At 40.7% G+C, this 16,332-nt stretch carries 14 protein-coding genes and 1 pseudogene; 5 read left to right on the top strand and 10 right to left on the bottom strand.

Going from position 1 to position 16,332, the window contains the following annotated elements:
- The coding region (locus ACR2F3_RS09130; protein ID WP_432709672.1) for an SDR family NAD(P)-dependent oxidoreductase at positions 1-461 on the bottom strand (461 nt) is incomplete at its 3' end.
- Between the two features lie 38 nt (positions 462-499).
- Here ACR2F3_RS09130 and apaG point away from each other — a divergent pair.
- Positions 500-793 (top strand): annotated as a pseudogene (gene apaG, locus ACR2F3_RS09125) (Co2+/Mg2+ efflux protein ApaG); the annotation flags it as partial.
- A gap of 1 nt (position 794) precedes the next feature.
- Here the strand turns inward: apaG and ACR2F3_RS09120 are convergent.
- On the bottom strand, positions 795-1,487 hold the full coding sequence (locus ACR2F3_RS09120) for a zinc metallopeptidase (protein WP_432709671.1): 693 nt from the start codon (positions 1,485-1,487) through the stop codon (positions 795-797).
- Positions 1,488-1,711: 224 nt separating this feature from the next.
- Between ACR2F3_RS09120 and ACR2F3_RS09115 the strand changes: the two genes are divergently transcribed.
- Positions 1,712-3,025 (top strand): DNA recombination protein RmuC, encoded by a 1,314-nt coding sequence (locus tag ACR2F3_RS09115; protein ID WP_432709670.1) that lies wholly within the window; start codon positions 1,712-1,714, stop codon positions 3,023-3,025.
- Here the strand turns inward: ACR2F3_RS09115 and thiL are convergent, their stop codons facing one another.
- Positions 3,026-4,066 (bottom strand): thiamine-phosphate kinase, encoded by a 1,041-nt coding sequence (gene thiL / locus ACR2F3_RS09110; protein ID WP_432709669.1) that lies wholly within the window; start codon positions 4,064-4,066, stop codon positions 3,026-3,028.
- A 38-nt stretch (positions 4,067-4,104) separates the two neighbouring features.
- Positions 4,105-5,097 (bottom strand): quinolinate synthase NadA, encoded by a 993-nt coding sequence (gene nadA, locus ACR2F3_RS09105; protein ID WP_432709668.1) that lies wholly within the window; start codon positions 5,095-5,097, stop codon positions 4,105-4,107.
- Positions 5,098-5,497: 400 nt separating this feature from the next.
- Between nadA and nadB the strand changes: the two genes are divergently transcribed.
- The gene (nadB, locus tag ACR2F3_RS09100; protein ID WP_432709667.1) at positions 5,498-7,084 is read left to right on the top strand and encodes an L-aspartate oxidase; all 1,587 of its coding nucleotides are present in this window, start codon (positions 5,498-5,500) and stop codon (positions 7,082-7,084) included.
- A 20-nt stretch (positions 7,085-7,104) separates the two neighbouring features.
- The gene (locus tag ACR2F3_RS09095; RefSeq protein ID WP_432709666.1) at positions 7,105-7,614 is read left to right on the top strand and encodes a gamma carbonic anhydrase family protein; all 510 of its coding nucleotides are present in this window, start codon (positions 7,105-7,107) and stop codon (positions 7,612-7,614) included.
- Here ACR2F3_RS09095 and ACR2F3_RS09090 read toward each other — a convergent pair.
- The 4 genes from ACR2F3_RS09090 to ybeY form a co-directional block, all read right to left on the bottom strand.
- Positions 7,607-9,244: an Ig-like domain-containing protein gene (locus tag ACR2F3_RS09090; RefSeq protein ID WP_432709665.1), complete on the bottom strand. Its 1,638-nt coding sequence runs from the start codon at positions 9,242-9,244 to the stop codon at positions 7,607-7,609. The genes ACR2F3_RS09095 and ACR2F3_RS09090 overlap by 8 nt on opposite strands.
- 143 nt (positions 9,245-9,387) lie before the next feature.
- Positions 9,388-11,250, bottom strand: a complete 1,863-nt coding sequence (gene mnmG / locus ACR2F3_RS09085; protein WP_432709664.1) for a tRNA uridine-5-carboxymethylaminomethyl(34) synthesis enzyme MnmG — start codon at positions 11,248-11,250, stop codon at positions 9,388-9,390.
- Between the two features lie 152 nt (positions 11,251-11,402).
- Positions 11,403-13,277, bottom strand: coding sequence for an ABC-F family ATP-binding cassette domain-containing protein (locus ACR2F3_RS09080; protein ID WP_432709663.1), 1,875 nt, complete (start codon positions 13,275-13,277; stop codon positions 11,403-11,405).
- Positions 13,278-13,693: 416 nt separating this feature from the next.
- On the bottom strand, positions 13,694-14,119 hold the full coding sequence (gene ybeY, locus ACR2F3_RS09075) for an rRNA maturation RNase YbeY (RefSeq protein WP_432709662.1): 426 nt from the start codon (positions 14,117-14,119) through the stop codon (positions 13,694-13,696).
- 73 nt (positions 14,120-14,192) lie between these two features.
- On the opposite strand from ybeY, the gene ACR2F3_RS09070 reads away from it, so the two are divergent.
- Positions 14,193-14,972: a glycerophosphodiester phosphodiesterase gene (locus ACR2F3_RS09070; protein WP_432709661.1), complete on the top strand. Its 780-nt coding sequence runs from the start codon at positions 14,193-14,195 to the stop codon at positions 14,970-14,972.
- 71 nt (positions 14,973-15,043) lie between these two features.
- Here the strand turns inward: ACR2F3_RS09070 and ACR2F3_RS09065 are convergent, their stop codons facing one another.
- A complete protein-coding gene (locus tag ACR2F3_RS09065) occupies positions 15,044-15,235 on the bottom strand; it encodes a cold-shock protein (protein WP_090993574.1) in 192 nt (63 codons plus the stop codon).
- Between the two features lie 100 nt (positions 15,236-15,335).
- Positions 15,336-16,332: hypothetical protein (locus ACR2F3_RS09060; RefSeq protein ID WP_432709660.1), on the bottom strand; the 997-nt coding region annotated here is incomplete at its 5' end.

Raw genomic sequence — 16,332 nt, 5'->3', positions numbered from 1 at the left:
AGACTCATCACCGGAACCTGCTGGGACCACGGGAAGTGCAAGCTGAACGCGATCCGGCCGGTGCGCTCGACCGCCGGCAACGTGCACATTTCCAGAACCGTCTGCGCGAGATATTCGGGCGGTTCGGTTTCGTAGCCCTCCGGCAAGAGTGCTGCAGCTCCCGGCGTCATGATCGCCGTGGACGGCCCGACCACGTTGACGGCGATGTTGTCGTCGACGACTTCCGCGGCCAGTCCTTCCGTGAACCGATGCAGCGCTGCCTTTGCCGACGCGTAGATGACATCCCCGGAGGTCTTGTTGTACTCACGGAACGGGCGGATGGGCCGCAATGCGGTGGAGGATCCGATATTGACGATCCAGCCGGCCCCGGCTTCCCGCATACGAGGGATCACGGCCTGCGACAAGAGGAACGGCACCTTCAGGTAGTGCTCGAGGGTTCGGTCGAAGGTACTCTCGTCCATCTCCGCGATCACCGAGTAATCGGCGAAACCGGCATTGTTGCTACCGCATTGAAATTGAAAACCTTTCGGAATATACGATACAGTTAAATAGACGTAAATGGTTTATTTTTGATTCGAGTGGTGACAACCGGATAGTTGAAGGAGAAGGTGTAATTGGAATTCAACCCATCATTGAACCTGGAACCAGCTATGCTTATGTTTCCGGGTGCCAGCTTGGATCAGAAATAGGCAGCATGAAAGGGCATTATTACATGTCAAGGGTGATTGTTGATTCAGAATTCACGGTAGATATCCCAGAATTCGAGTTGATTGTTCCTTATAAACTTAACTAGGCTATCTTCCCCGTCCAAATAACATCGAGGTATAGTAAATTAAATTGGCCAAAGCACCTAGCGAAGCTATAAAATACGTCATGGCTGCCCACCATAGGGCATCATGAGCCTGTCTGTTTTCCTCTTTGGTATACATCACTTCACTATTGGTGCGCAACCATAATATAGCCCTTTTACTGGCGTCAAACTCTACCGGAAGCGTAACTAAGCTGAATAATGTAACCAGTAACAATCCTATCACACCTAATGTTAAAATAAAGGCATTACCGGTAAAACTGATTAATAACAACCCTAATATCAACACCCATTGTAAAAGGTTAGAGGAAATACTCACCACAGGAACCATATTTGTTCTTAACTGTAACCAATGGTAAGACCTCGAATGTTGTACCGCATGGCCACACTCGTGCGCAGCTACAGCAGCTGCAGCCACACTTCGCCCATGGTAGACATCTGTACTTAAATTAACTGTTTTTTTCTGCGGGTTATAATGATCAGATAATTGACCCTCTGAGGTCATAATAGCCACGTCATAAATCCCATAATCTGCGAGCATTTTTTCAGCTACTTCCTTTCCAGATAATCCGGAACTTAATTGCATTTCGGCATACTTGGAAAACTTGTTCCTAAAACTCCACTGGACCACCATGCTCACTATTAACATGATGATCATCGCTATCAAGTACGTTTCCATGATTAAAAGGTATGTTTTTCATGGACAGATAAACAAAAAGTGTTCCCCAATACATTTAATCACAAAATATTATACAAAATTATCTTGCCCGAACAATGTTAAACTCAAACGATTAAACAAATATTTAAACTACATATGGTGATAAGATCATAAACCCATTCTATATTACTAAATAATTTGTTATTTAACTTTATTATCATCATTTTTGATAAAAATATTAGTAAATGGAATTAATCGTTATCCTTCTTTTAATTGTCATTGTAGCGGTATTACTTGTTTTATTTTTCAGAAAACAAGCGGTTTCCCCAATGTCCAATCTTTTGGAAATGAAAGAACAGGAACATCAAAAGGCTTTAAACTGGCTGAAAGAGGAAAAGTCTAAAATTGAGGACGAATTGATAGACCTGCGCGCTCAATTTTTAACAGAAAGAAGTAAACTCATCAAAGCTGAAGAGAATTTACGTGCACAAATTGATAAACAAATTGAACAGACTCATTTTATCAATACCATGCAACAGAAATCCAGACTGGAGTTCGAACATATTGCCAATAAACTGCTTGAAGAAAAGAGTATAAAATTCACAGCTCAAAACCAATTAAACATCAATAATATTCTCCATCCGCTCAAAGAAAACATCAAAGCCTTTGAAGAAAAGGTAGACAAGGTATATAAATCAGAATCAGACGATCGCCATACGCTGCAGGGGGTGATTTCTCAACTTATGCTGCAAAGTAAACAAATCCAGGAAGAAGCAGGTAACCTTACCAAAGCGCTTAAAGGCGACAGTAAAAAACAGGGCAACTGGGGCGAGGTCATCCTGGAGCGGGTGCTGGAACGTTCCGGACTGGTTAAAGACCAGGAATACCGGACCCAGACTTCCTATACCGCTGCAGATGGAGTCCGTTTACAGCCCGATGTGATTATTGACCTTCCTGACCATAAGCACCTGGTTGTAGACGCTAAGGTATCTCTGGTAGCATACGAACGCCTTGTGGGTGCCGAAACGGATGAAGAACGTGAGGTAGGGATCAAAAATCATATCCTGAGCATCAAAGCACACATTCAGGGTCTTTCTGGTAAAAACTACCATGACCTATACCAGATCAATTCTCCTGATTTTGTTCTTTTATTTATTCCGATTGAATCTTCCTTTGCCCTGGCGGTGCAACATGATGCAGATTTGTTTAATTATGCCTGGGATCGAAAAGTAGTAATTGTGAGCCCTTCCACCTTATTGGCCACGCTGCGTACAATTGCCAGCTTATGGAAACAGGAACGTCAAAACAGAAATGTTTTAGAGATTGCACGCTTAAGCGGAAGCATGTATGATAAGTTTGTTGGCTTTCTAAGCGATATGGAGAGCATAGGTCGCAATATCAGGCAGAGTCAGGAGGCTTACGACAAAGCCATGAACAAACTCGCTACAGGGGCCGGAAATCTGTCTAACACCTCAGAGAAAATAAAAAAGCTGGGTGCAAAAACCAATAAGCAGATTGACCGCAAGTTTTTAGACCCAGCTCTTTTTGATGAAGAATAATTATAGTTTAAAAGCGTTCCAACCTTGTGCTTTCAACTCATGAACAACGTTTGATTTTGATATCATTTTTGCGCCAGAGGCTTTATCTGTCATATGGCCTATCACGGTAACATCTACATCATGCTTCAATTTGTCGTAATCAGCTTGTTTAATCGTGAACAGTAACTCATAATCCTCGCCTCCATTCAACGCACAAACAGTAGGGTCCAGGCCTAATTCCCTGGCTGTTTCATAGGTCATCGGGTCAATAGGCAATTTGTCTTCATAAATAGTGCAGCCTACTTCACTTTGCGTGCAGATATGAATAATTTCTGAAGCTAAACCATCTGATACATCAATCATTGATGTGGGTTTAATCTCAAGCTGACTTAACAAACTCACAATATCTTTACGACCTTCAGGTTTCAGCTGGCGCTCAATGATATAATCTTTCCCTTCCAGATCAGGCTGTATATTAGGGTTTTCCAGGAAAATCAGTTTTTCTCTTTCTAGAATTTGTAAACCCACATAAGCACCACCTAAGTCACCGGAAACACATAATAAATCGCCTTCTTTTGCACCATTTCGGTAAACTACGTCGTCCTTTTCTGCATATCCTATGCTAGTTACGCTAATGATCAGGCCCTGTTTGCTGGTTGAAGTATCACCGCCAATTAAATCAATATTAAATTTATTACAGGCAAGCTCTATTCCTTTATACAACTCCTCAACCGCCTCTAACGGGAATTTACTGGATAAACCAATCGACACCGTAATTTGTGTCGCCATGCCATTCATTGCATAAATATCACTCAGGTTTACCTGCACAGCTTTATATCCCAAATGCATTAAAGGCACATAGGCAAGGTCAAAATGTATACCTTCCAGCAAAAGATCCGTGGATACCAATACTTGTTTATTCTCAAAATTGAGTACAGCAGCATCATCACCAATCCCCTTCACACTGCTTTCATGATTAATCTTAAAAGCGGAGGTCAGGTGTTTTATCAGTCCAAACTCTCCAAGCAGTGCTAAATCTGTACGTTCTTTATTTTCAAACATTATCGTTTATTAAAATTCAAATCAATTAATATCGCGTTTTATAGACCTAAACGAGCCGAAATTTCCAGCATGCGCGCAATCGGTTTACGGGCTTCAGTAATAATATTTACCGGAACTGTTACCTCTGGTAATCCATTTTTTAAACACAGGTATAATTTTTCAAGCGTGTTTCTCTTCATGTACGGACAATCGTTACAAGCACAATTGTTATTAGGTGGAGCAGGAATAAAGGTCTTTAATGGATTGGCTTTTTCCATCTGGTGGATAATGCCGCTTTCCGTAGCCACAATAAATTCCTGCGCCTCATTTGTCGTTGCATATTTTAACAAGCCGGTAGTCGAACCAATGTAATCCGCCATCTGTAAAACCGCCTCTTCACACTCCGGGTGAGCAATGAATTTTGCCTGCGGATGACGCTCTTTCAAACGGGTAATTTTTTCCCGCGAAAAGATCTCATGAACCATACAGGCGCCGTTCCACAACACCAAATCACGGCCTGTTTTTTTTGCTACCCAGGCACCAAGATTCTTATCCGGACCAAATATAATTTTCTGCCCTTTTGGCAGACTTTCTACAATCTGAACAGCGTTGGTTGAGGTACAAACAATGTCACTCATCGCCTTCAATTCGGCTGTGCAATTCACGTAGGTGATCACCAGGTGGTCTGGATATTTCGCCTTGAATTGTTTGAACAGGTGGGGCGGACAGCTGTCGGCTAAAGAGCAGCCTGCTTTCAAATCCGGCAGTAAAACCGTTTTCTCCGGCGACAAAATCTTAGCGGTTTCGGCCATAAAGTGCACACCAGCAAAGACTATCACTTTTGCGTCTGTTCTAGCAGCTTCCTGCGATAAACCAAGACTATCGCCAATATAATCTGCTATATCCTGAATATCAGGCTCTTGGTAGTAATGGGCAAGAATGATCGCATTTTTTTCCTTTTTTAATTTTTCAATTTCCTCAAATAGGTCGAGAGTCGGGTCGATGTGTTCCTCTACAAATCCTTTACTTTTTATTTCCTCTAAGGTATCCATTTTCAACGCTTCAATAATTAATAATTATTTAATATAAGTAGAGTTTCTATTGTTTATTAGTGTGTTAGTAATGTTAATAAATACATTTTTTTTATGCTAAGAATTGAGTTTTTCTATAGTTATTAACAATTAAAATGATTTTTTTTTCTGAAAATGGACTGATTAACAATCACATCTGTTTCCTGCTAAATAGTTATCCATACTTTAATGTGTATTCTTTCTGTGGTGGTAAAAAGTTAATAACCCTTACAAAGTTGCTCAAAAATAACTGAAAATATTGTGTCGAAATCCCTTTTTACGTTAGCTTTAAACATTCATAAAAATTTGTTCTATTAATATAGACAAGAAACTAACATATAAACAGTACTTGTTAACAAAGTACTAGATTTAGCATAAATTAATGAGAAAGGTCGATTTTTTAGTCATAGGCTCGGGTATTGCAGGTTTAAGCTTTGCTTTGAAAGCTGCGCAGCACGGAAAAGTTTTAATCATCACAAAGTCTAACGAAGACGAATCCAATACCAAATATGCCCAGGGCGGCGTGGCCGTTGTGGTGAATGAAGGCGACTCTTTTGGAAAACATATTCATGATACTTTAATTGCCGGCGACGGTTTATGTGATCCTAAAATAGTGGAAATAGTTGTTACTGAGGGGCCACAGCGTATACAAGAAATTATCGATTATGGTATACAGTTCGATAAAGATATAAAAGGTGTATATGATTTAGCTAAAGAAGGTGGTCATTCCGAACATCGGGTACTGCACTATAAGGACATCACAGGTTACGAAATTGAGAGCGTTTTACTGCGTCAGATTCATGCCAATCCGAACATAGAGATATTAACACACTACTTCTGTTTAGAGCTAATCACCCAACATCACCTTGGGGAGTTTGTTGACAAAAGAACAAAAGTTATTAACTGTTTTGGTGTATATGCCTTTAATACAGAGCGTAACGATGTGGAAAAGATATTAGCTAATGTGACTATCATGGCCTCAGGAGGCGCCGGACACATCTATTCCAGCACCACAAACCCAGTTATTGCCACAGGCGACGGCATGGCGATGGTGTACCGTGCGAAAGGAAAATTAAGGAATATGGAGTTTATTCAGTTCCATCCTACAGCACTTTACCATCCTGGAGAGTATCCATCTTTTCTGATTTCGGAAGCTGTCCGTGGTTTCGGGGGTGTACTCCGCCGCAAAAACGGCGAGGAATTTATGTATGAATATGATGAACGCGGATCCCTTGCTCCCCGTGATATTGTGGCCCGCGCCATCGATGCGGAGATGAAAAAATCTGGGGAGGAGTTCGTTTACCTTGATATTACGCATCGTGATAAAAGTGACATTTTGGCGCATTTTCCAAATATTTATGCGAAGTGTTTATCCATCGGAATCGACATGACAAAAGACTTTATTCCGGTCACGCCGGCAGCTCATTATATGTGTGGCGGCATCCTGGTTGATGAGTACGGGAGGTCTACTATAAATAACTTATATGCTGTTGGTGAATGTTCGGCAACGGGTTTGCATGGTGCCAACAGACTGGCTTCAAATTCGCTGCTGGAGGCTCCTGTTTTTGCTCACCGGATATACCTCGATGCCGTTGAAAAATTTAAAAATGTGGTCATCCCTGATAACATTCCTGAGTGGAATGAGCATGGGGTTACACAAACTAATGAAGATATTTTAGTGACGCATAACCTTCGGGAAATGCAAAAATTAATGAGTGATTATGTAGGTATCGTACGGTCGGATTTCCGTTTGGACCGTGCCATGCGCAGGCTATATTTATTATATGAAGAGACCGAAGAGTTTTACAAAGCTAATAAGGTCTCGGTAAAACTTTGCGAACTACGTAATGTCATTCAGGTCTCTTATACCGTTATTAAATCAGCCATGGCCAGAAAAGAAAGTCGTGGCCTGCATTATACTACAGATTATCCCAAACATGCGGATACATTAACAGATACAATAGTTTAATTTAAAATAATCATATTATTATGGCGGTCATACTACCGGTTAAAGGGAAAACTCCCGATTGGGGAGGAAATTGTTTTATTGCTCCGAATGCGACGATAGTGGGGGAGGTAACCATGGGGAACAATTGTTCTGTATGGTTTAATGCAGTCATTAGAGGCGATGTAAACGCCATTACCATTGGTAATGATACCAATATCCAGGATGGTGCCGTAATCCACGCTACCTACCTTAAAGCCTCCACTACCATTGGAAACAGGGTATCTATAGGACATAATGCCATTGTACATGGCTGTGTGGTTCAGGACCACGTTTTAATAGGTATGGGTGCCATTGTGATGGACCATGCAGTGGTTGAAGAATATTGCATTATTGCTGCGGGCTCCGTGGTGCTGGAGAATACCATTTGCGAAAGCGGCTTCATTTACGGCGGTACGCCTGCTAAAAAATTAAAGCCCATTACTGAACAGCAACGGGCTTTACTAAATAAACTTCCTGATAATTATATCATGTATTCTGATTGGTTTAGGTAGCAGGTTCTTTAGGGATAGTGATGGTTTCATTTCTATCCCAATTTGCTTTTATACTCAATTCCTTGGGCTCATTATATACCTTTTCAGGTTGACGGCCTTCAGCAACACTTCCGGTATCCCATTTGCCATTGTTATTGGTATCATATATAACCCTTACAAAATACTTTCCTGCTCGATAATTATTAAACACCAAAGTCGTGTCTTTTTGAAAAGTACTGCTGCTGATCACACCATCATTTTCATCAATTACCTGTAAGATGTATTGATTTTTTGGGTCGGTGATCAATACTTTCAGTTGTAAGGTGCCATAATTATCCTTATTTGCAAGTTCAAATGATCGTATAAATTCTTTGTTTTTAGTATTAAATATGGCGGTAAATGCACCCGCTCCAAATTTTAGTTCATAGGTCCTTTTAGCAATCCATGGGTAACGTACCAGGTAGGAGAGGAAGTCGCTGGTATCTTTTTCAACGATCAATCCGCTCTTAACCACAGAATCTTCGGTCAGCACAATTTTACTTGGGTCTACCTGTTCAATCGGAAAATTAAAGGTCAGCTTCAATGCTTTGTTGGGGTTAAGCAGGTTGCCCTCCAGGTTATCATTTGCGTTAAGATTTCTGGTGTAAGTCTCCCGTTTACCACGCGTAAATTTAATGGTATCTAATGCTTTTCCCTCATCATAGATAGCTACCTTGGTTGAATCGAAACTCAGATCCTTTAACCATAATTTGAGGCTGTCATTAGTGGCGTTGAATTTAACGAGTTTGTTTTCGTCTAATCCTGGCGGTTCAATTATCCGGATGGACGGTTTTTTTAACTTCTGGTTTACCGCTATAAAAATGCTTCCATCTGCATTTAGCTTCCGGTCGGTTACCCTGAATACCGTCGCATCTTCTTTAAATATCTTCAGGTTTACGTTTTTTCTATCCCCTTCAAGATCTATGGTATCTTTCAAAAAGGCTACTTCATCGGTGGGTTGCTGATAGATTTTATCACTGTTTTTTTCCTGCAGCGCATATATTTTGTAGGTACCGGCTCTTAAATTTTTGAGCTGGTAATTTCCACTGCTATCAGTTGTCGTATATATAGATGCTTTTTTATTACCCCAAAGTGTATCTCTGGCTACAGGAAAAATCATCACTACTGCTTCAATTTCCGGAGCGCCGGTGAGTGCGTTAGTTACCTGACCACTGATGCTTAAAGAGTCCAGTTCCGGACCAGTAGAAAAAACATAGGTGAAATTTTTAATGTAGTTCCCTTCATTAATATCGGATATTGATTTTCCAAAATTTAGGGTATAGGTCGTATTCTTTTCCAAAGTGTCTTGAAAGGAAATTTCGAGCACCTTCTTTTTTACCTTTAAAGTAGGCTGTCTTTCAAACTCCGGGGAGACCGAAAATTCCTTTGCTTCATTTTGAATCTTAAAATATTCATCAAATTGGATTTCAATTTTGTCGCCCTTGAAGTTTGTCGTAAAATCGGGCGGAGTCATTTTAATAACCTTTGGCGCAATGCTGTCTCTCGGTCCGCCAACCAGTTGTCCAGGGGTCCCACAGCCGATAAAGGAAGAAATTCCTAATATCACTGATAAAAAAATGGGGATGATCTGCGCTATGCCTTGTTTAGCCATTTTAATGCTTTATAATTGATTTTTCCTTCGTAAGGTAACTTATGTATGCCAAATTCTAAAAGTGGCTTAAAACGCTTTAAAATAAGTCGTATTTAAAGGCGCTTTAAAATAAGCTATACCATTGATTATCAATGGTATAGCTTTTATTTACTGATATGTACCATTAAAACTGATATATCTGATGGAGATACACCCGAAATTCGTGATGCCTGACCCAACGTTCTTGGCTTGATCTTCAATAATTTTTCGCGCGCTTCCTTCGAAAGAGAAATTAACGTAGAATAATCGAAGTCCGGATTAATATCCTTGTCTTCCATCTTCTGCATTTTGTTCACGATCTCCTGTTCTTTCTGGAAGTAACTTTCGTATTTGATTTTAATCTCTGCTTGCTCTACTGTATTCTGATCAAACTGGTTTAACAGCTCATCCAACTTCTGACTCACTTTCCTCAAGTCTTGAATACCTACCTGCGGGCGACTCAATACGCTAAAGAGTTTTACGTTTTGGGTAAGGGCACTTGTGCCTAAAGAATCCAATAAGTCATTTGCCGCAGCACTATCAATTCCTTCTTTTTTAGTAAAGGCTACAATAGCATCGGCATTGGCAACTTTTTGATTTACGATTTCCATACGCTCATCATTTATTAATCCAAGCTCATGCCCAATAGGGGAGAGGCGGATGTCGGCGTTATCCTGACGAAGCAATAACCGGTGTTCGGCCCTGGACGTAAACATGCGATAAGGTTCTTCCGTACCCTTGGTCACCAGGTCGTCTATTAATACCCCAATATACGATTCAGAACGCTTCATAATTAGCTCATGTTTGTCATGAACCTTCTGGTGTGCGTTAATACCAGCAATAAAGCCCTGACTTGCAGCTTCTTCATAGCCTGTAGTTCCATTAATTTGTCCCGCAAAGAACAAATTCTGTATTCTCTTCGTTTCCAACGTCAATGTTAATTGCGTAGGCGGGAAATAATCGTATTCAATCGCATAACCCGGACGGAACATTCTGGCATTTTCAAAACCAGGAATTTGAATGAGTGCTTTATACTGTACGTCTTCTGGTAAGGAAGTGGAAAATCCATTTACATAGATTTCGCAAGTATGCATTCCTTCCGGTTCTACAAATATCTGGTGCCTTTCACGCTCGGCAAAACGGTTTATTTTATCTTCTATAGAAGGACAGTAGCGTGGACCCAAACCTTTAATTCGGCCTGTAAACATCGGCGACTTTTCGAATCCTTCTTTTAAAGTTTCGTGTACATCACCGTTGGTATAGGTAATCCAGCAGCAGCGTTGTTGTGTCGGGCGTTCTACATTCGTATAAGAAAAACGGCCGGGATTTTCATCGCCCCATTGTTCTTCCATCAGGCTGTAATTTAAGGAACGTCCATCCACGCGGGGAGGGGTACCTGTCTTCATGCGGCCGGCTTCAAATCCTAAGGCTATTAATTGTTCGGTTAATCCAGTTGCTGCTTTTTCTCCGGTACGGCCGCCACCAAATTTCTTTTCTCCAATATGGATTAAACCATTCAGGAAGGTACCATTGGTAAGCACCACTGACTTTCCTTTGATCTCAATACCAAGTGAAGTTTTTACGCCAACCACGGTATTGTTTTTAATCAATAGGCTACTCACCATTTCTTGCCAGAAATCTACATTTGGCGTACGCTCCAATGCCAGGCGCCATTCTTCTGCAAACCGCTTCCGGTCGTTTTGAGCACGGGGGCTCCACATGGCAGGACCTTTTGATAAGTTCAGCATTCTGAACTGAAGCGTTGTCTTATCGGCAATGATTCCTGAGTAGCCACCCATGGCATCAATCTCCCGTACAATCTGTCCTTTCGCCACACCACCCATGGCAGGGTTGCAGCTCATTTGCGCAATGGTTTCCATGTTCATCGTTACCAAGAGTACACTCGACCCTAAGTTGGCGGCAGCAGCGGCAGCTTCACAGCCCGCATGTCCGGCACCTACAACAATGACATCATATTCTTTAAACATGGTATTTATTTTTTATGTTCCACGTGAAACCTTGCGTTAGTTTTAGCCTTCAGGCCGCAATAGGTTTCACGTGGAACGTTTACTTTTTTTAATCTTCAACAGGCTCGTCATGATCTTAAAAGCCTGCATATCGCCTTAAATGAAGACGTGTATTAACTAACTTTCTCTGATAGTTCCAGCCATCTTTCTGTAACACGATCAAGCTCGGCCTGGTGCTTTTCTATCTCCTGGTTTATCTCCTGCATCTTTTTATAATCATTGCTGTCGATAGCAAGTAGGGAGTTGGCTAGCGTTTCCACTAAGGCTTCAAGTTCACCAATGCGCGCTTCAGAATCATCCAGTTCCTTTTGTTCTTTATAAGTTAATTTTTTAGGGGCTGATGTAGCCTCAGCAGATTTAGGTGCTTCAGTTGTTTTACCAGCTTTAGATCCCTTTTCTTTTTCAGCTTCTAAGCTTAAACGGTATTCAGAATAGTTACCATTGTAAATATTCACATTGCCATCACCTTCCATAATAAATAACTGCTCACTCATTTTGTCAAGCAAATACCTATCGTGAGAAACCAACATTAAAACACCCGGGAAATTCTCCAGAAATTCCTCCAACACATTTAGCGTATCAATATCAAGGTCGTTCGTAGGTTCATCCAGGATCAGGAAATTAGGGTTCATCATTAACACCTTCATCAGGTGTAAACGTTTTTTTTCACCACCACTTAATTTCTCTACCATCCCATGTTGCTTCTTGGGCGGAAATAAAAATAGGGTCAGCAGTTGCGATGCAGAAATCGTAGAACCGTCTGCCATCTTAATATATTCGGCATCTGATTTTACAATATCGATCACGCGTTCTTTTCCATTGAATGCTAAACCACCTTGTTTGTAATAACCATAAATGGTAGTTTCACCGGTGCTCACCGTGCCTTTTTCAGGTTGGAGAATGCCAGTAATCAGGTTCAGAAAAGTAGATTTACCTGTACCATTTTTTCCTGCTAAACCAATACGGTCACCTCGTTTAAAGGTGTAACTGAAATCATTGATAATTTTTTTATCACCAAAACTTTGACCAACATGATCTAGCTCTAAAATTTTGTTTCCCTGACGGGCCATCTTCATTTTTAGAGTAACTGTTTGGTTGTCAGATCTTTGTTTAGTTTTTTCGTCTAAATCGTAATAAGCGTTAATTCTGCTCTGCGATTTAGTTCCACGTGCCTGAGGCATTCTGCGCATCCATTCCAGTTCCTTCTTTAAAAGGTTTTTGTTTTTCTGAAATGTAGCTTCATCTGAAGCTTCACGTTCCGATTTCTTTTCCAGGAAGAAAGCATAGTTTCCACTGTAATTATAAATCTTGCCACGGTCTAACTCGACAATTGTGTTACATACATTGTCTAAAAAGTACCTGTCGTGTGTAACCAGTAGGATGGTCTTGTTTCCCGAAGTCAACAACTTTTCCAGCCATTCAATGGTGTCAATATCCAGGTGGTTGGTCGGCTCATCCAGCACATAAATCTCTGGATCTTCAATTAACAATTTAGCCAGCGCCAAACGTTTTTTCTGGCCACCAGATAGCGTGTCAATTTTTTGCTGCAGGTGGTTAATGCCCATGCGGCTTAAAATCGTTTTGATTTCATGCTCATATTCCCAGGCATTATGCTCGCTTAATTCTTCGTATAAACGGTTTAATGTTTTCTCATCAGGGTTTGGATCCTCAATCAGTTCCTCATATTCCTTGATCAGCTGTTGTTGTTTATTTTCCAGCGAGAAAATAAAATCACTGATGCTATAGCCATCAGGGAAACTCGGTTCCTGATCAAGAAACCCAATCTTTACAGATTTATTTTTTACAATTTTGCCTTCAAGGGGATTAAACCTTTCGGCAAGAAGTTTCAATAAGGTGCTCTTCCCGGCTCCGTTTATACCAACAAGCGCTACGCGTTGTCCGGTTTGGATACCAAGGGTAAGGTTTTTAAATAGCCATTCATCATGATAGGCATGACCCAGGCCTTCAGCTGCAATTAGTGTGCTCAAATTATACTTTTAACGGTTTGTCAGTTAAGAAATTATTACAAAAGTAAGCAATAATTTTTTTGTATCCCGATGCCAGGGTATCGCAAAAAAGCCTGTTTTCGTCCAGAACTCAAATATTTACGAAAGCATGTTGCAAAATGGAAGAATTAGGGTTAAGAAAGCGCAGCAAAGAAGAGAGGTTACGATTTGATGATCGTAAAAAATGGATATTTTTTCCGGATTTCGTGGGGGTCTCTAGGGGGTTGCTTCGCCCTCTCTTCGCCCTTGCGTCGCCCTCTGTTCGGCTACAGCCGACTGAACGCCCTGGAGAGGGTGAGACAATGGCGACAAGCAACTCACATGGCTGATGGCCGCTGGTCATAGCCAATGGCCACCGTCATTGCTGGCGGCCACCATTAATTCGAAAATAAAAGTAGTTAACGAAGCGCCAGGTAGTGGTCTTCTTTCTGCGTCATTAAGGCCTTTTCGGCCTTGGTTTTATCTTTATATCCCAACAGGTGCAGGGTTCCATGTACCATCACGCGACATAATTCGTCATAAACGTTGCTTTTAAAATTCTTCGCGTTTTCCTGTATACGTTCCAGGCTGATGAAGATATCACCTACAATGGTTTTTTCCTCGTCCGAATTGTCGAAGGTAATTACATCGGTATAAGTATCATGATTCAGGTATTGTTGGTTTATGCCCAGCAGGTATTCATCAGAGCATAAAATGAAATTTAATTCGGCAAGTTCATAACCTTCAGCAGAAATGGTTTGCAGTAACCATGTTCTGATTTTAGTCTTGTTTTTTAGCGTGTAAACCAGGTCTTCAGTAAAAAATTGTATAGCAATTTTGCTCATGGGCTGTAGAAATAATGCTACAAATTTAGTAATTAAATTAAAAGCAGTATTTTAACAGCTCAAATCTATACAAATGAAATCTACCTTACTACTATGTTGTTCAGTGTTACTACTGTCCATTAATGTGAAAGCACAACAATTAAAAATTAGCAAGAATCCAGTTATTGCACACCGTGGCGCCTGGAAAACAAAAAATCTACCCCAAAATTCTATTGCAGCTTTAAAAGAAGCCGTACGACTAAAATGTTACGGCGCTGAATTCGATGTTCACCAAAGTGCTGATGGCGTACTGGTGGTTACCCACGATGATGATTTTCAGGGTATGATCATAGCAAACACTACCTATGCTGAATTGAAAAAACATCCTTTACCAAATGGCGAGCTGATACCTACACTAGAAAGTTACCTGAAAGAGGGGGTGAAACAGCGAAACACGAAACTGATCCTGGAGATTAAGCCAGTTAAGGATCCCCAGAAAATGAAGGAAATAGCCGATGCTGCAGTAGCGATGGTGAAAAAATTTAAGGCACAGGCATGGGTTGAGTACATAAGTTTCGATTATGCTTGCTTGCAACGTGTGTTGGAACAAGACCCTAAAGCCATTGTAGCTTACCTGAGAGGGGATGTAGCTGCAGAAAAAGTGAAACAGGATGGTTTTTCCGGTATTGATTATCATTACACCACTTACAAAAAGGGCGATTGGTTTAACGAGACTAAAAAATTAGGCTTAACGCTTAATGCATGGACGGTTAATGAAACTGCAGATATGCAATGGCTGATTGACAACAAAGCCGATTACATTACCACTGATGAGCCAGAGCTGCTGTTTGACGTGTTAAAAAAGCAGAAATAAGCCATATTAAACCATAAAAAAAGCTTCCTGATATTCATCAGGAAGCTTTTTCGGATTATGGTAATAATAATCTAGATTACTTTCACATTAACCGCATTCAACCCTTTTTTTCCGCTTTCTACGTCGTACTCAACTTTATCGTTTTCACGAATTTCGTCGATAAGGCCTGTTGAATGTACAAAAATTTCGCTATCGCCATTTGCTGGGATAATGAATCCGAAACCTTTTGTTACATTAAAAAATTTTACTGTTCCTTCTTGCATTGTAATATGTATTAATAATTAAGTGTGCAAGATAGTAAATATTTCGAGAATTACTACACATGCTACTTTTTTTGATAAATTGGTGAACATCAGCCCTTTATTAGGGTTCCTTGGTGCCCTTTACAGTAACAGTTATGAGGCTTGCATGGGGTATGCCCAGGGTGGTACCCGGCTTAACAATTAATAAATTTTGCAGGTAAACGTCTATTATTCCTTCCAGCACTTTTTTACGCACATCACGAAATTCGGGTATCGCGCCGGTAAATGTGCCGAGGCTGAGTTTCCCCTTTTCGTCTACAAACACCGTAAAAGTATAGCCAAAATCTTTGTACGCTTTTTTAATTTCTATCCGGTATTTAGGGTAGAGGTAATCATAAGCTTCTGTTTTTCCATTCAGGACATCTACAGAGCTAATTTTTTCTACCGTGATAAGTTTGCTCTTTGGAATTAACTGGGCCGGCTGTCGCCCTGCGAATACCTTGTTTTCATCAGTAGGGTAACGGTTGGCAGTTTCCGAGAGGCTTTTGATAAAAGCGGTATCCCTGGCACTGGGTTTCTGTAATTCGGCAGCCGTTGTTTTTAAGGTATTTTTGATATAGTCCTCCGAATAAAAAGTGAGGTTTACATCGGAGCGAATATCTTTGGCAATTTCTTTATTATTAACATACAGGCGCTGCATATTGATGCTGTCTTTGTTAAAGCTTTTGATGCGGAACCATTCTTTCGCGAAATTGTAGACATCTCCGTGGTCATAATGCAGGTAAAAGCGCTGCATTCTATTTTTTTGCGGACTATAAGCCGCTATGGTATCATTAGATTCAAACTTAATGATCCAGCTAGGTTCTTGCTGGAACCCCAGGGAATCAAAGGAAAGGCCGTTAGAGAACCTCCTTTTCACTTCGTGGTAGGTAATGCCTTTTATGGCACTGAAATCCATTCGTTTTGTAGGAACAGCTTTGGCTTTTTTGGCTGGGGTATCTTTTTCCCTGCAGCTATAAAATAAGGTGACGGCACTGAGTAAGATATATAGATAAATGATTCTTGGCATGTAATGAGCTTTGCCACAAATATAAAGCACTAAATCCGTCTTTTTAAAA

It is taken from the genome of Pedobacter sp. (assembly GCF_045627485.1).
Classification (GTDB): domain Bacteria; phylum Bacteroidota; class Bacteroidia; order Sphingobacteriales; family Sphingobacteriaceae; genus Pedobacter.
Note: the sequence above shows the minus strand (reverse complement) of the source record. Positions and strands in the feature narration are given on the sequence as shown.

Excerpts from the sequence above, each read along its gene's own strand:
- ACR2F3_RS09120 (WP_432709671.1), bottom strand. The coding sequence starts at position 1,487 with ATGGAAACGTACTTGATAGCGATGATCATCATGTTAATAGTGAGCATG.
- ACR2F3_RS09115 (WP_432709670.1), top strand. The coding sequence starts at position 1,712 with ATGGAATTAATCGTTATCCTTCTTTTAATTGTCATTGTAGCGGTATTA.
- thiL (WP_432709669.1), bottom strand. The coding sequence starts at position 4,066 with ATGTTTGAAAATAAAGAACGTACAGATTTAGCACTGCTTGGAGAGTTT.
- nadA (WP_432709668.1), bottom strand. The coding sequence starts at position 5,097 with ATGGATACCTTAGAGGAAATAAAAAGTAAAGGATTTGTAGAGGAACAC.
- nadB (WP_432709667.1), top strand. The coding sequence starts at position 5,498 with ATGAGAAAGGTCGATTTTTTAGTCATAGGCTCGGGTATTGCAGGTTTA.
- ACR2F3_RS09095 (WP_432709666.1), top strand. The coding sequence starts at position 7,105 with ATGGCGGTCATACTACCGGTTAAAGGGAAAACTCCCGATTGGGGAGGA.
- ACR2F3_RS09090 (WP_432709665.1), bottom strand. The coding sequence starts at position 9,244 with ATGGCTAAACAAGGCATAGCGCAGATCATCCCCATTTTTTTATCAGTG.
- mnmG (WP_432709664.1), bottom strand. The coding sequence starts at position 11,250 with ATGTTTAAAGAATATGATGTCATTGTTGTAGGTGCCGGACATGCGGGC.
- ybeY (WP_432709662.1), bottom strand. The coding sequence starts at position 14,119 with ATGAGCAAAATTGCTATACAATTTTTTACTGAAGACCTGGTTTACACG.
- ACR2F3_RS09070 (WP_432709661.1), top strand. The coding sequence starts at position 14,193 with ATGAAATCTACCTTACTACTATGTTGTTCAGTGTTACTACTGTCCATT.
- ACR2F3_RS09065 (WP_090993574.1), bottom strand. The coding sequence starts at position 15,235 with ATGCAAGAAGGAACAGTAAAATTTTTTAATGTAACAAAAGGTTTCGGA.